A 15481-nucleotide genomic window follows, 5' to 3' on the forward strand; every position below is an offset into this window, starting at 1 on the left:
CGCTCGGCGGCTGCGCCGCCTCACGATCGGCCGTGAAACCCTCGCCTTGCCTGTGCTGTTCCGGTCATCCAAAGAGGCATGGTCACCAAATGACTCAGGGAAGCGGTTGGATTCGTCGGCGATTGTTTCCCGGCCCAACACACCAGTGCGACCTGTTCAGCGCACCAGCGGCAGTCTATTCCGATCCTGGAGCATAGCGCGTCCCTGTTGGCGCGGGCGAGCATCGTCACCGCTATTGAGGGCAGAGGTTCGCGGGCGCCGTCGAGCCATTCGACTGGGGGTGGGCATTTGGCGGCCCGTGCCGGTTGATTTGTTCCGGTCTCGGAAAAGAATGTCTGTAACCGCACCTACGGCCGGCATATGGAAGCAGCAAAATCATCGACCTGTTGTGCATCACAGGTGCGACGTCGATCCTTATTCGCCCACTCACAGCACTCCGCCCGAGGTCACTTCCGCGAGGGATCCGAAGGAGACAGGAGGGAGCGATACGCGCCGAAGTGTTCCGCAGACAGACAGATACGCAGCTCAAATGACAGAATTTCTGGTCATCTGCACAGAAGTTCTGTGCACTTTGAACAGTTTTCGGCACAAAGCACCGTGCAGAGTGACAAGAAAAACGCTGTTACATTCTTATCTTATAGAAACGTAGCGCGCGATTTCCGCAGTAATTCGCGAACTGACCATCAATTTCGCACAAGAATTTTTTGCGCTCGCGTGTCAGGCAGGGCGGTGAGGGTGCAGATTTTAGGCCGATAAGCGGAGTTACCGGTCGAGAATGCCGTCAGAAAATAGGTGCAGATTATTGAGAGACATCCGGCTCCGCTCCCCATTGCCGACCACGAGAAAACGTTGTTGCACAAGCCCGAATACATATTCGCCGCTCAGGCCGGCAGATGTGATTTGTTGCGGGCCAGCGCACCCTCCGAGCGATTGCACGTTCCTGATTCTCCGGTCTGGCTCGCACAGGGCGACTAAACCGGCAAGCGGGCTAGAATGGATCACTGAACTTGATCGGAGCGGCTGCCGCGACACTGCGCGGCCAAGTGTTTCTAAAATGCCCTTGGGGCTACCATTACCCGGCAAATGATGCGCCCCTATATTAAGGACATCCCAGCTCAGCCAGTTCTCGCGCCGCCATACTGTGAAATTGACATTCCGAGCGATCAACTCCGTGAACACCGGTGTCGGAGGTCACATCATCCTGACCTTTGGGCTCGCTTCATTGCGTTGTCGTTGTGGCATACGAGCCACCACAGACCATCCCTCTTGCTGCATTCCGTCCTCGGCTGCGTTCAGCCAAAGCCGGTCCAGGCACTCAAGAATAGCCCGGACCACCCTGACAGTTAAACGGCTGTAGAGCTCGCCGCTCAAAGACAACCAGGCACTCTCGTTTTGCTCTGCGGTTGGGCGGAGGCATCCGTCCAAGAAGCGGGCTCCCTGGTCAACAGCGCGGAATGACTTCCGAATAGCTGTTCAGGCGTTGGGTGTCGTAACGACGTCCCAGCTGCGTAACGACCCCCTAGGTTTGTCAGAACGGAAACGAGCCTGGCTGAAGCTCCAAACCGCGAAGCAGCAGCACGCGCAACCGGCATCCAATTCCTGGGTGGCAAGAGGCACAGGCCCGCGAGAGCTTCGATGAACGGCGCCCGGAGCTTTCATGAATGGCCACGCGCTTCACGCTCAGGAACGCGTTAGCTGATAGGTAGAGCCGAGACCTTACCGCCCGCCCTTGTCGCCGAGTGGCTGCTGACAATGTCGTGGATTTCCGCGGGCTCGAACGCCACGTCCCAGGCCCATAACCCAAAGCCTCCGGCCTCGTTCACTGCTGTCACCCATTCTGCAAGACTGTCGCGTTTGGCCTGATTTTGTGGGCTGTCTTCCCCCTTGATCTCAAGGGCCAGAATTTTTCCGTTTGAAAGCCTCACTAAAAAATCGGGTAAGAAACGGCGCCGTGAACCCGCCCAGAGGTAGTATATCTGAAAACTAAGATGATCGTTCTTGACGTAGGCGATGACATTTTCATGCGTTTCAAAAATGTTTGCTGCGTATTGTTCCCACGCGGAGTCCCCGACCATGTGACTTATATGTGATCTTGAAGTTTCAGTGCTCGGCCTAGTCGTATACCAAGTGCGCATTTGCCCGGTAGAACCGATTGGACTCTCCTCATCGTAGACTGGAGTCAACTTTGCGGTATTCTGCTGGGTGACATGTCGTAACAAATGCTGAACTACAAGATCAATATTGAGCGCGAACAAGATGCGCTTACGCAACGGATCCTGATGAAACAGGGAGGGTATTTCTACCTTGTCGGACTTCAGGAAGCGTTCGACCAGCTGAATAAGCTGTAGGACGAGGAACTCTTCAGTCCCTTTAAAACTATTTTTTAGGATGCCGAAGGCTTTTCGAGAGGCTTGGAAAAGAAGCCGCTGTAGCCTGAAGCCCTCAGGTAGTTTTTCTAGTTCGATCGCCCGCACTTTGCTCCAGTCAGTCGCTCCGCCGAGCGCGGGAGCTAGGTCAACTGAAATCGGGGTGCTAGCAGGATCGAGCCTTAAGACATCAACTTTCTTCCAATCCACGGACAAGGTCGGGCGCACCACGGGCTCAATTCGCAGCACATTTGGCCATCTTATTTCAAGTTGGGCCCGCTCAGGGCGCACTTCGACCTGTATACTGGGCTTTGGGGGAGGAGGCGCCTCGCCCCCTTCTCCGACTTGTTCGGAAATCGACAATGGCACTCCGAATACGTTAACGTATTCGGGTTCAAACAGTCCGTTCTCATCCTTGTCGTAAGAAACCCGTCGAAGCCCGCGCCCAATTACCTGCTCGCATAGCAGTTGTGATGTGAAGGCGCGTAGACCCATTATGTGCGTGACGTTTTTTGCGTCCCACCCTTCCGACAACATAGCAACTGATATCACGCTCTGGAGACTTTGCCCTGCGCCGCCGCGTTTGCCGACAGTGTCGACAATCTCGCGGAGCAACTCCTCCTTCTTTAGCGCTGTAAGTTGGGCCTTTCCGAGCTCCGAGAGACCGCTAGCGGCCACGATCTGCGCAAGCCGCTGTTCGTAATGCTTATCGGCCGTGGCCGCTTCACCAATTTCTGCCTTCTCTAACACTTTGGAATCCACTCGGAGCGTCTGCGCTGGCGCATGCATTTCGGGCCAATGGGCATCAGCCTTATTGAAATAATTCTCAATACGGGCGGCGGTCTCAGTGCGGTTGCAAACCGTTAGCATAACAGGCGGCGAATGATGTCCTGCTTCTTTCCATTGATTCCTGATATCCCGCCAATCTGCGCCGAGCAAAGTGTATGCGTCCTGAACTAGCTTCGGAAGCGCCTCCTCCGGCGTTGCCTTCCGATTCAAATCTTCCGAAACTGACGGGTCGCGATAGATATGATACAACTTCGAGCGCAGAGTGCTTGCATCCGGTAGAGCATCGTCACGAACTACGACGCGGGGCGTTTTGACCAACCCAGCCTCTATGGCGTCATTCAATCCAAAGTCAGAGACGATCCAATCGAAAAGGGACGATTCAGTAGTCGTCTTTCCGGTTGGGGCGAACGGCGTCGCTGACAAATCAAAGCAGCGTAGAATACGGCGTGTCTTGTGAATGCGATCGAGACCCTCGATCCACCGAGTGGCTTCATCGAGATCGATTCCCTGTTCTTCGGCCGCCTTCCTGCTGATCTTTATTTCGGGCGGCTTCCGATAAGCGTGATGCGCTTCATCATTAATGACGACAATGTCTTTAGAAGAATGCAATTTGCCCAGGACACGGCGCGTGAAGGCTTCATCACTTTCTGCGCCTTTCTTCACAACGGATCGCTTCGACTCCTTTACGGGCATCAGGGTATGCCAATTTTCGACGACGATCTCAGCTTGGTTAAGCTTCTGACGCAGCGTCTCGGACGGACATAGATTGAACTCGTCGTAGTAATTGTCGGGTTCGCCTGTATAAAGGACGCGCAAGCGATCTTTGACCGTCAGGCCAGGCGCTACGACAAATATCGTCTTGCTAAAGTCTCTATTACGTTTCGGATAGGCAAGTGCGTTCAAGACTTGCCAAGTGATGATCAGAGCCATCACGGTCGTCTTACCAGCGCCGGTGGCCATCTTATTGCAGAGACGCTCCCAAGGCCCGCCGTCCCCAGGAATGAATACGCCCTGACGGTATTCTTGCGTGCTCTCTATCCACCAGATCAGCGTTTCGATCGCTTCAAGCTGACAAAAGTAGAATGGGTGCTCTCGCGCCGTGTCGTCGCGCCAATGCTCCAGCAGCCGCCGGGTTACGGCGGTTACCCCGGGATAGCCCGCTTCTCGCCATTCATCGACGCGACCTCGTATGGTGTTTACAAGCGTCAGTTCTTCCGTGCGGCGCGTGTTATTGCGTATGTCGAATATTTCATAACCCGCCGGCCTCCGCTCCGCCTTGATTTCCAGTCCTCCGGGGCCTGAAACCCAATGCTGCGCGGGACAAGCGAAAGGGGTGTTGATGATTAGAGATTTTCGATTGTGCATGTTCGCCCTCACGTATCGAGCAAAATGATCTTGAGCGATTCTATGCCTCTATCATCGACGATCTTTACAGCCGCGGTGCGGTTCTCCCCTGCCGTAAATGGAAGCGATATAGTGCCGTGAAATCGTTCCAACATGTCTTCGTCGAGTTCGGTCTTTATGCTGCTTTTCAATCTGCGCCAGCCATCCTTCTTGCCAGCCATCGGAAAGAAAACTTGATGAGGAAAAAGAGAACGTTGGTCGTAGTCCGTATCAAGCAACCACAGCGCTATCTTGTTCTGCCCGCCGGAAACTAGCTCGCCCTGTTTAGTGTCGAAATAGTCGAACCCGTGAACTTCAACTTGCCACCTCCCGTCTGGCAAGGCATGCAACTCCACATCGGGCTGCCCTATAAGCCAAAAGCTCTCGTTCGTTGATTTCGCTCTCTTCAGGTCTTCCGTTAACAGGTCCGTATTCATTTGCGCTTTGAGCAGGGTCACGCCAGCCCATTGCACTTCGTCGATATCCTTTGCAGCCTCGGGATCGAAAGCGAAAGAACAAAAGACGATAAGCTTCGGCGCCGGCCGAAGCTTTTCGGCTTCGGCGAGCGCCAACTCAACCTGCCGTTGATCAAGCGCCGCATATTCCGGTCCGAAGCTGACAACTACGCGCTCGCCCGTCTCGGCAAGAGATCCGGATGCATGTAGGTTGCGAAGTCCGGGAATGGTCTCCAACTCCGCTAGCTTAAGCACCTGCCCTCCTTTCCCACGAATGCCGGCTTTCATCAATTCGTCGCGCCAACGAGCCTGGCGTGATGTTTCGCCAGAACGCGCGATCGCCACATCGGCTTCGCCTGCAGGCTTCGCCTGCAGGCTGCGCCTGATCCAAGACGACTACGGTCGGATTAGGAACGGCTTCCACTGTGAACGGCCCGCTGATCCGTTGTCTCTTTGGATCCGGCTCCGGCCTATCGTAAAGTGTCTCTAGTTCAGCATGATCTGCGATCAGCTGGTCCATTGCCTTTTGCATCGCCCGGCGGGCCGCGTGAAATGCCTCGAAGGGCAGCTTCGCCTGTTCCGGCCAATCCTCTTGCCATTCATAGGGAACTTCCCATTCAAATAAGGTTTCGCCCTTTCCGATCGCGACTTTCTTATCTTTACGAACCCCCTGTGAAGGCACGAACGCGGACAATCCAGATAGATGATTATTCAGCTCACCTAGCGCCACTTCAACCGCAGGATGCATCCGATCATAAATGGTGTCGATATCCGGATTAGTCGCAATTGACTTGAGTGTGACGTGAGGCATGGTTTTATAGATGAAGCCCCCTTTCAATCCCTCATGCGGATAGCGAAGCACGAAATAATCGTAGCTAGCAGTCATCAACCGCTGTTTTGCCAATGTTACGGCAACGCGGGACGTATCGCAGGTGATCCAACGACGACCACCTTTCTCGGCAACGAGAGCGGTCGTGCCCGAACCGCAGGTTGGGTCAAACACCAGATCACCTGGATCAGTGGTCATCAGAATGCAGCGTTCGATTATGCGAGGATTAGTTTGAACTGCATAGACTTTTGGATCGTTAGAGCTCGCACCACTACTCACGTCATCCCAAAGGTTCGTGTAGGGCATCACAGGAAAATCGTCGAAAAAACGTCGGTATTTCACTATTGAGCCAGCTGGTAGAATACGATCAGTCTTGATCAACCGCTCAAAGCCGAGCTCGTTCGTTTTCCAGTATCCGGATTTCGGAGTAATGCTCTTTCCCATGAACTTGATTGGGAAATCTCCGGGAGGCCGCTGAGATGTCACCGGGTGACTAGCAAACACTTTTCCAGCTGCCGAAAGCAACTCGCCGTCTCGTTTTTCATCGGACGTTATACGCCGCGTTTTACCGGACGCTTCTTGTATATACTGATACTCACCGCCCCCGATTCCGTTTACATCCTTGAACTGATACAGCTGATGATATTTTGTTTTGGATCTATCCTTCGCATACCAGATTAGATAGTCGGCGGTATTCGAGATTAATTCCGACGTAGCGCCACTAGTCTTTTGAATTGTGATGACGCTAACTTGATTTTGGCTGCCGAATACTTCGGCAAGGATTTCGGTGACGTGGTGCAAGTTTTCGTCTGAAATTTGCACAAACACTGACCCGCTCTCATGCAGCAGCTCTTTAGTCAGTAGTAATCGGTCTCGCAGATAGGTCAGATAGGAATGTATACCTAGCTCCCAAGTGTCGCGAAACGCCTTGATCATCTCGGGCTCCTGGGTCAGGTCCTCGTCCGAGCCATCCTTCACATCCCGTTTGTTTGTGAAAGGTTGGAAATTGGAGCCATATTTGATGCCGTAGGGCGGATCAATGTAGATCATCTGCACCTGTCCAGCCATGCTCTCCTTCTGTAGCAGGGAGTTCATAACCAGCAGCGAGTCGCCCGCGATTAGGCGGTTGGACCAGTCCTTCTCGTGCTTGTAGAAATCTAGTGCTTGCCGCAGCGGCAAGCTTTCGAAGGGCGCTTCGAAGAGGCCTTGCTGGAACGCTTCTTCGCGCCCAGCTTCCTTTTCCTTTAGGCGCTTACGTATCGCGGAGAGAATACTCGCAGGATCGATACGTTCATGCACGTATAACGATACAGTATCGACCTCAAATGCAGTTCGTTCGGCTTTGCCAGACCAAGTGAGATATGGTCTCTGCAGGCGCTTCAGCTCGGCGAGGGCCTCGCGCATTTTATCGACGCTGCTGGATCGCAACGCATCATCGATCAGATTTTCAATTTTTGCCCTGGCGCTATCAAGCTGGATCGCAGGATCAAGATGAGGGTCGTATCTCCAGACCGTTTTCGGCTGATCCGGATCATTCTGCGGGTGGACCATGCCCACCTCGGGATTGTTTGCTCGCTTGTCGGAGTGGCGGTAGCTGAGGACCTGGGCCTGCTCTGAAGAAGCCCTGTTACGCTTCTTTACCTTCTTGGCGACCCGACGTTTCTGGACAGGCGGCTCGTCTTGTATCTCTAGCTCGAACTCATCGTCTTCGTTAGCATCCCCATCGTCTATCGCGTCGGCTGGCTCCTCGTCGGCCAGACTTTTTGAATCGTCTAGAATGACCCGCGAGACTGAACCGCTAGCGCGTCCGTTGACTAACGCACCTCCGGACAGCAATTTGTCGAGTGCAGCAAGAAAGGCATCGTCCGTAAGCTTCGGAGTTTGCTTACGCAGTGCAGTAAGCAACGTTTGACGTTTAATGGACGAGCCGTTCTGAGGAACCGCCGCCAAAATCCTCGCCCTAAGATGGTCAGCTCGAATATTCATGCCCTAGTCTTTCGATCGCGATTTCGAATGTGTTGAGTCGTTTGGATCAGGATTGCGCTTCTCGAAGGGAACTGGCAAGATTTTGGATGATAAGCTTTGGGCCGTCCTACCAAAGGTTGAGTCGCTTTGCTGCGGCTCCGCCTCAGAAAGTGACTTACACGTAAGCCCATTGTACATTCAACCACGATCAACTTCGTTGGGCGGGAGGTGCTGGATCAGCTGGAGCCGTTTCTGAGGTGAGCGATTGAGCCGCCGTTATGATCCTTGGGAGCTCAGCTCGAACGGGCGTTGCAGGTTCGATGAAGACGGAGCGAGTTGGAATGGCTCTCGGCTCGACATCCTGGCGGTATCCTGGTCATGCTGACTGATTGGGGCGCTTCATGCCAGAGCTTAGCATCTCCAAAAAAGCGATGTCTTCACGATCCGAGATAAAGGGTAGGGATCTCGTTATCGGGTAGCGAGCCGGGCTAACCTTCCCAACCATAGGGTAATCGCCAAAGACGACCAAATAGCATCTTTTGCTAGTAGTTAGGCCCTGGAACAATCTGTGGCTGTGGCCACAGGTTCGGCACAGCAGGCACCTTCATCCTGGCGCACCCGACACGATTCGAACGTGTGACCCTTGCCTGAGGAGGTTCCCTCAAGACCGTTGCCGATGGGGGACCAATCGGCTAAATGAACCGTCAGGCACCCGTAGCTCAGCTGGATAGAGCGTTGCCCTCCGAAGGCAAAGGTCACACGTTCGAATCGTGTCGGGTGCGCCAACAAAATCAGATACCTGCCTAATTTCGTTCTCCATCCCACGCAGCGCGCAACGTTGCTGCTTGACGACAGACCCTAATCTTCTCGTTGTCAGACTAATTTTAAGGGGCTGATTAATCACCCCGCAGACACTTCGCGTTTTGGCGGCGGTGTCCAGCATAGCTGGTTCGGTCCTGCTGGCTAGGCGAGTATCAGGTATTCTCGCGGCGCTCGCATTTGTCGCCAAGGTTCACGAAGCCAACATTCAGCTTTGCCGAATACGCACCCGAGCCGAAACCCGGAGACGAAGAAAAAGGGCGTGGCCTGGTTCGCGCTGAACGACGATAGACCGCTGACGGCCTTCGCGGGGATCTGGACCGAGTTCAGAGGTGACCGCGGCACAAAGTCAAAGCCGATCCCGGGTCCGCACCTCGTCTACGGCTTCCTCACCACCGAGCCGAACGCGATCGTCGCGCCGATCCACTCCAAGGCGACGCCGGTGATCTTGACGACGGACGGTGGGCGCAACGTGTGACTGCGCCCACCATGGGAGGAGGCGAAGGCGTTGCGACGGCCGCTGCCGGATGATGCTTCTGAAGATCGCGCTGCGCGGCCCCGACAAGAAAGATAGAGCGGCCGCGTCGTCCCCGCGGGGCTCGCGCTGAAGTTATCCGCATTGCGCTGGGGAGGCGGGTCATATTGCCGAGCTGCCACAGAATTGCTCGGTTTGGTTGTATACGCTAGACTGTCGGGAGGCGCCGTTGGGGATCACGCTACAGAAGCTAGAGGAACTGCGTGGGCGGGGCTTGTTTGCGGCTGGCTGTCGCGTTCTCGATATCGGATCATCCAATCTGTATTCAGCAGACCGGGATGGATTGCGATCCTTCCTCGCCTGCTACGGGGTGAGCCCCGACGACGCGTCCATCAACCAGATATCGAACGGCTCGGGCTATGGACCGGCCGGAGGAGCAAACCAAAGCTTTATCGGCGAAGTTCTTGAGCAGGCAGGCCTGACCTATCTCTCTTTCGACATTGCGAACGGATACCGCACCAGGATCTTCGATCTAAACACGGAAAGAATTCCCGACGATCTGATGAGTTCGTTCGACACGGTGCTTAATTTCGGCACTACAGAACATGTCTTCGATCAACTCAACGCCTTTCGAGTGATCCACGACGCTACCAAAGTCGGCGGCTATATCGTTCACGATTTGCCGATGTCCGGCTATGTCGATCACGGCTATTTCTGCTACACGCCGCGCTTCCTGTTCGATCTTTCGGGCCATAACGAATATGAGGTGATCGATTTCGCCTACCAGGGTCCCGTCGCAGGCAACGACATTTATGGCATCGTTCGCGACTATACAGCCTACTTTCCAGCGCTGGCCAACAAGCTGCCCGAATACAGGACGGATTTTTGGTCGCGGCTGAATCGCAAGCTCAAGCGCAAGTTGCCAGAGGTCAGGCCGGATAACATCTCGTCGTATCTTGTTCTCCGCAAGGTGAAAGAAGGGCCCCTGAAAATGCCGTATGACACCAGCACGTCGGTACATGTCGCGGCCTGAATAAGACTAAATCTAAACTAACCGCCATATGCGACTCTGATACCGCGGTTGATCCGATGTCGCCTTCGGGTGATCTGGTCCTGAGTGTTATCCGGCGTAGGCTCCGAACGCTAGCCGACGTTCCTAAGCGCGTGAGTCGCTTCGAGCGACATCTCCGGCACGAATGTTCGTTCCTTGTCACAAGTGGAGAAGCTCAGCTTGAGCCGATGACTTCCGCTCTTCGATACTCATAACTCACTTCATCGAAATCCTGAGCCCGCTGAGGTTGGCGGCGAACTCCATTCCCGCTTTCGGCCCCTTCAGGATGAGCACGACGCCCTTTTCATTTCTCAAGTTGACGCCGCCTGCGCCGCCAACCAGGGCGCCGCCGGCGCCGACCGCGCTATAGGTGCCGGCAAAATCGGTCACGTCAACTATGCCGGAGGCCCAACCTTCCAGCCGGCTGACGGATGCGCCGGCGGTGACGCCGAGGCTGAGGCCGGAGACCCGGAACGGATAGTTGCGGCCGCGATATGTCAGGACGCCGGTGCCGCCGCCGGCGCCGACCAGCAGGCCCGCTTTTGCGAAATTGACCCGCACGTAGCCCGGCGCTTGCGCTTGCGATGACGTTACCGGAAATACGAAGGCGAGCAGCGCGATCACCGCAAGACGAATTGCAGATGATTCCATTGCAGTTGTTTCCGGTTTTTCAAGGATTCGTCGCGTCCACCTTCTTCCACGTCTGGTCCGGATCGAACAGATACGTACGCTTGGCGATGACCGCCGTGCGTTCGCCGAGATCCTTCTGATAAACGGTGCCCGCGTGGTTGACCATGAAGGTCATGACACCTGAATTGCCATACTCTGCGGGATAGGCGATCAGCCCGAAGCCGCCGATCATCTTGCCTTTAACGACATAATTCACGGCTCCACCGGGCGCGTTGGGCCCCTGCCCTTTCAGGATTCGGAAGTAGTAGCCGTGGTAGGGCGCGCTGCCCTCCGCGCCAGCCTTATAGCCTTCCGTTGCCGCCTGAGCCGCGAGCTCACCGAGGGGACTTTGGTCGCGATCATCGCGCCAGAACAGGCCATCCTTCTTGCCGGGAGTGCTGACAATCCGTTGCGCATAGAGCCCGGCGCCGTCGCCGGTGCGATCCTTGTCCGCATACTCGTTCTCGGCATCGACAAAGGCGAGCGCGGTTTGAATGGCATCGAGCTCGTTGCGTCCGATGCGGCGATACAGGATCTCGAGGCGACCCGCGGCGGAATCAAACTCCCAGCCATCCCTGTTGTTAACCAGAGGGATCGGGAACGGGAAGTCATCCGCGCCCAGGATGAGCGTTGCCTTCTTGTTTCCTTCCGCCTTGATCGAATGCTTGGCTTCATACGCGGACACGAAGCGTTCACGCGTCTCGGCGTCGGCGACATCATCGCCTGACGCGATGATGTCCTCGGCGTCCTTGCCGAGAACCTTCAGCACGGCTCTCTTTTCGCCGGTCTTGACGGCGGCAGCAAGCGCGGCCGCGGCGTCCTCCGGCGAAGGATAGGCCTGTTGTGCGTGAGCCGATGTGATCGGGAACGCCAGCATGATGAGGGTGGCGACAGCGGCCGCGGGGCGCGCCAACCGGAGCGACTGAACGATCGTCATGGTGTTGGCTCCGATGCTGTGGGAATCCGCGCGCCGGCGGCAAGCCAGTCGCCGTAGGTCCGGAATTTCAATCCGAGCTTGTCGTAGTAGACCCTGAGATAGCCGTCGCTACCGCGCGTGACAGCTTCCGGCATGATGCCCTGCACTTCCTGCGCCATCACACCGACGTAGGACTTGTTGCTGCCGAGATAGCTGAAGCGGTAGTAGCCAAGACCGTTGGCGAGGTGGCCGAGCAGCACGACGTCATGCTTCAGCGCGATATCGGAGCGCCGTCCGCCTCCGCCACGGAAGCCCCCGCCGCCTCCGCCACGGAAACCTCCACCGCCCCCGCGAATCGCGGCGCCCTGGAAACCACCGCCCCCGCGGCCGGCTAAGGCAACAGCGCCTCCCGCCCGTCCGGCAAAGCTTGCCTGGCCTCGAGCGGCCTGCAGATTGGCAGCCCTGCCGGATGACACATTTTTGAAGGCGGTGTCGCGGCCGCCGCCGCCACGCGCCGCATTGCGACCGCGGTCAGCAGCCCCCGCACGAGCGCCACCTGCTTTGGCGCGATCGGCCGCGGCTGGGCGATTGGCGCGATCTCCGCCGGGACGATCACGAGAGGCGACGCCCTCGCGGCCGCGATCACCAGCGCGATCATCGCCGCCGGGTCGATCCTGTCCGGGACGCAGCACCTGCTCGCCGCCGCGGCCGCGGAAATCCATCCGGTTGGCACTTCCTGCCTTCAGGTTGTTGTTGCCGAAACGCTGCTGAACATTGGCGTTGTTGTATCGGACGCCTTGCCGATGCGCCGGGTTGTGCTGCCAATTGTTTCCGACGTTGGTGACCCTGTTGTAGTGGTTGACGTAGAGGTTGCGGTTGCCCCAATTGAAGCCGCCGCCCCAATAATTACCCCAGCGGCCGATCGCCCAGGCAGTACCGAAGGCAAGGCCCGCCGCGATCACGCCCGCGCCAATATAAGATGGGTAGCCGAAGTAATAGGGCGGATAGTCCGCATATGGCCACGTGCCGTAGACGGTGGCCGGATCGTAATAGGGAACGTACATCGTATTTGGGTCAGCCGAATCGATGACGATCACCTGCTTGTTGTCCTGGGTCTGCACGCTGACCTTCTGCTGCTTGGTCGTCACCAGCTTGTTGTTGGCCTGGGCCTTGGCGCGGAGCCGCTGGATCGCGTCCATGACATCTGGCTGCTGCGCGAGCACGGCATCGCCAAGATTCTTGGTCCAGTCGATCTTGTCGCTCATCATCGAAAGAACCGCTGCGGTGCTGACCAATGCCTTCACGCTGTCGTCCCAGGACTGCTTGTCGACCTCGTTCTTCAGTGCATCGCCCTTCAGGTTCTTGTGCGAGGTCACCCAACGGTCGGCCTGCACGATCTCCAGCGGATAGCTCGACGCCGCGAGCACGTTCGCCAGGAGGTCGTCGGGATAGAGTGCAATCGGCGCGACCAGCGCCTCGAGCTGTTCAGGCTTCAACAATTGTTCGCTCGGCGCAGCCTGTGACGCCCCCTGCGGCTGACCGCCCTGATCGGGCGGAGAACTGGTCGCCTGCGCAAAGGCTGCGACGGGAGCCAACAGAAACAGTGCGAGCGCGAGCAAGATCCTGCCGCAACGAGACATCACAACCTCCATGAGCCTCACATGCCGCAAGCATCAGTCCAGGGCATGCGCGTCTCTTGATCGAGATCAAAGAAACCAAGCGCCGTTCATCTGGATAACGAGATTGCTGCGACGCGACATGTTCGCGCGGACACCAGGATTGGGACCAACTCCCGGGGCAGACCGGTCGCGCCGAAGGTCAGCGAGCAAGTGGCAGTTTGATGCGGAACAGCGCCCCGCTACCGCTCCGGTTTTCCACGGTGATCCGGCCGTGGTGCGCTTCCACGATCGTGCGGGCGATCGCGAGTCCCATGCCCATGCCGTGCGTCTTGGTGGTGAAGAACGGCTCAAAGACATCCTTCAGATGATCGTCGGCGACGCCCGGGCCGGTATCACCGACCAGGATCTCGGCCTGTTCATCCGAGATGCCCATCGCGACGATCACCTCCCGCTTCTCGCTTTGCGATTCCGATATAACGTCGATCGCGTTCATGATGAGATTGAGGACAACCTGCTGAAGTTGGATGGAATCGCCCTTGACGCGCAGCGTCATTGGAGCCGGAACATATTTCAGCATCACATCGCGGCCTTCGGCCGAAGCTGAAATGACGCCGACGGCTTCCTTCACGGTCTCGTTGAGATCAATCTCGCTAACTTCAATTGGCGCCCTTTTCAGCATGTTGCGAAGACGGCGGATCACTTCGCTCGCCCGCTGATCATCACGCCTGATGTCGGCCAGGATTTCTCGTATTTCGTCGAGATCTGGCGACACCGATTTCAGCATCAGCTCCGCCGTTTCAGTATTGGTGAGAATGGAGCCGAGCGGCTGGTTCAGCTCATGTGCGAGCGAGGTCGCCATCTCTCCGGCAGCCGAATAGCGGTTGACCCGCGCAAGCTCCGCCAGCCGTTGCCGCGCTTCGACCTCAGCGAGGCGACGGCGACGACGTTCATGGAGCAATCCACTGATCAGGCCAGCCTGCACCAGAATCACGCTCGCGATGAGCGCGACCTGCCATCGATATCTTTCCCAGAATGTCGGCTCGCGAAACAGGATTTCGCTTCCCGCGGGCAGGTTGCTCTCGCTGATGCCCCAGCGTTGCAGCTCGCGCCAGTCGTATTTCGGAGCTGCAAATCCAATCGGCTCGATCTTGATGTCGGCCGGCTTCTCGCCACCGAGAATCCGGATCACGGCGTTGACGGTTTTCTCGCTCGATGCGCTGATGGAATGCATCGGGCCGCCGACCGTGTCCTGACCGAAAAAGGCTTCCTGGAAGGAAAAGATCGGGGCATTCGCGACCGCATGAAGACTGCGCAGTGCAAGATCGCCCTCATGGGCGACACCCGCCGCGTCGATCGACATCAGGCCCCAGAATAGGACGGTGTGCGGCGGAAGTGCGCTCGCCCGCTGCAGGATTTCCTGGAATGACAGGTCCGCGTACCACACGAATGCGACCCGACTTTCGAACGGCTTCGCTTCCCTTTTTGCTTCCTCGAGCCAGAACTTCTCCAGGGGCGAGGCGCCGATCACGACGGCAATCGTCTGCGTCTCCGGCAGGAGCTTAAGAATGCTGGCGAAAAAGGTTGAGAAATCATTGTGGACCGAAATGACCGTGTCGTTGTCTGTGAGTCCGGCGCGGTTCACCAATCGCTGTTCGACCGCCGTCAGGACCATGGGCGTCCCTGGGAAGAGCTCCGCGCGGTATTTCTGGACGAACCCGGCCGCAGGTGCCCCGATGCTGATCACAATGTCGGGCGCCGCACCCTGATAGAGCGCGCGCAGATAATCGACGAAGGGCGCTTCCGAGCCCGAATTGTTGAATCGCGCCGCCAGTAGCGTCTGTTCCTGGAGGTTCAGCGGCCACGGCGATTGGCGCTCGAGCTCCGCCCGGATGGCCCGGGCAAATTCGCTCCATGGTCGGAAGTCTCGCCCGAACGAATGGAGCAGCAGCATGCGTTTCGGTTCGCCGCGTGGAACGGCGCTTGCCGGCCGGGGCAGGATGGCAACCCACGCCAGCAGACAGATACAGAGGCGCAGGGCAACAACTGCCCGGCCTATGCTGACCGCATCAACGAGGATGCGTCTGCTCATCTTTCTCCCCGCCAACCTCACCGTTTGACGGCTGCACCCTATCCCATTTCTAGCGC

8 protein-coding genes, 2 tRNA genes and 1 pseudogene are annotated in these 15481 nt (G+C 57.0%); 3 read left to right on the forward strand and 8 right to left on the reverse strand.

Annotated features, from left to right (window positions below; translation table 11 throughout):
* Window positions 1-1691: 1691 nt before the first annotated feature.
* From AC5ZG1_RS24020 to AC5ZG1_RS24035, 4 genes are all read right to left on the reverse strand, one after another.
* A complete protein-coding gene (locus AC5ZG1_RS24020; protein WP_496134256.1) occupies window positions 1692-4520 on the reverse strand; it encodes a BPTD_3080 family restriction endonuclease in 2829 nt (942 codons plus the stop codon).
* Between the two features lie 8 nt (window positions 4521-4528).
* Complete coding sequence (locus AC5ZG1_RS24025; RefSeq protein WP_496134257.1) at window positions 4529-5281, reverse strand: hypothetical protein; 753 nt, start codon at window positions 5279-5281, stop codon at window positions 4529-4531.
* On the reverse strand, window positions 5241-7808 hold the full coding sequence (locus AC5ZG1_RS24030) for a site-specific DNA-methyltransferase (RefSeq protein ID WP_496134258.1): 2568 nt from the start codon (window positions 7806-7808) through the stop codon (window positions 5241-5243). The genes AC5ZG1_RS24025 and AC5ZG1_RS24030 overlap by 41 nt, the downstream gene beginning before the upstream one ends.
* 589 nt (window positions 7809-8397) lie before the next feature.
* Window positions 8398-8472 (reverse strand) — tRNA-Leu (locus AC5ZG1_RS24035).
* Between the two features lie 23 nt (window positions 8473-8495).
* Here AC5ZG1_RS24035 and AC5ZG1_RS24040 point away from each other — a divergent pair.
* From AC5ZG1_RS24040 to AC5ZG1_RS24050, 3 genes and pseudogenes are all read left to right on the forward strand, one after another.
* Window positions 8496-8572, forward strand: a tRNA-Arg gene (locus AC5ZG1_RS24040).
* 235 nt (window positions 8573-8807) lie between these two features.
* Window positions 8808-9214 (forward strand): annotated as a pseudogene (locus tag AC5ZG1_RS24045) (SOS response-associated peptidase family protein); the annotation flags it as partial.
* A gap of 96 nt (window positions 9215-9310) precedes the next feature.
* Window positions 9311-10114: a class I SAM-dependent methyltransferase gene (locus AC5ZG1_RS24050; protein ID WP_496134259.1), complete on the forward strand. Its 804-nt coding sequence runs from the start codon at window positions 9311-9313 to the stop codon at window positions 10112-10114.
* Between the two features lie 234 nt (window positions 10115-10348).
* On the opposite strand, the gene AC5ZG1_RS24055 is transcribed toward AC5ZG1_RS24050, so the two are convergent.
* From AC5ZG1_RS24055 to AC5ZG1_RS24070, 4 genes are all read right to left on the reverse strand, one after another.
* Complete coding sequence (locus AC5ZG1_RS24055) at window positions 10349-10783, reverse strand: hypothetical protein (protein WP_130231530.1); 435 nt, start codon at window positions 10781-10783, stop codon at window positions 10349-10351.
* 19 nt (window positions 10784-10802) lie between these two features.
* Entirely contained in the window at window positions 10803-11678 is an 876-nt protein-coding gene (locus tag AC5ZG1_RS24060) for a DUF2950 domain-containing protein (protein ID WP_496134309.1), read from the reverse strand.
* 56 nt (window positions 11679-11734) lie between these two features.
* Window positions 11735-13357 (reverse strand): DUF3300 domain-containing protein, encoded by a 1623-nt coding sequence (locus tag AC5ZG1_RS24065; protein WP_496134260.1) that lies wholly within the window; start codon window positions 13355-13357, stop codon window positions 11735-11737.
* 178 nt (window positions 13358-13535) lie between these two features.
* The gene (locus AC5ZG1_RS24070) at window positions 13536-15425 is read right to left on the reverse strand and encodes a sensor histidine kinase (RefSeq protein WP_496134261.1); all 1890 of its coding nucleotides are present in this window, start codon (window positions 15423-15425) and stop codon (window positions 13536-13538) included.
* Window positions 15426-15481 lie beyond the last annotated feature (56 nt).

Source organism: Bradyrhizobium sp. Leo78 (assembly GCF_059512425.1).

Bases quoted from the DNA above. Each gene is read 5' to 3' on its own strand.
- AC5ZG1_RS24020 (WP_496134256.1), bottom strand. From the start codon at position 4,520: ATGCACAATCGAAAATCTCTAATCATCAACACCCCTTTCGCTTGTCCC.
- AC5ZG1_RS24025 (WP_496134257.1), bottom strand. From the start codon at position 5,281: ATGAAAGCCGGCATTCGTGGGAAAGGAGGGCAGGTGCTTAAGCTAGCG.
- AC5ZG1_RS24030 (WP_496134258.1), bottom strand. From the start codon at position 7,808: ATGAATATTCGAGCTGACCATCTTAGGGCGAGGATTTTGGCGGCGGTT.
- AC5ZG1_RS24055 (WP_130231530.1), bottom strand. From the start codon at position 10,783: ATGGAATCATCTGCAATTCGTCTTGCGGTGATCGCGCTGCTCGCCTTC.
- AC5ZG1_RS24060 (WP_496134309.1), bottom strand. From the start codon at position 11,678: ATGCTGGCGTTCCCGATCACATCGGCTCACGCACAACAGGCCTATCCT.
- AC5ZG1_RS24065 (WP_496134260.1), bottom strand. From the start codon at position 13,357: ATGTCTCGTTGCGGCAGGATCTTGCTCGCGCTCGCACTGTTTCTGTTG.
- AC5ZG1_RS24070 (WP_496134261.1), bottom strand. From the start codon at position 15,425: ATGAGCAGACGCATCCTCGTTGATGCGGTCAGCATAGGCCGGGCAGTT.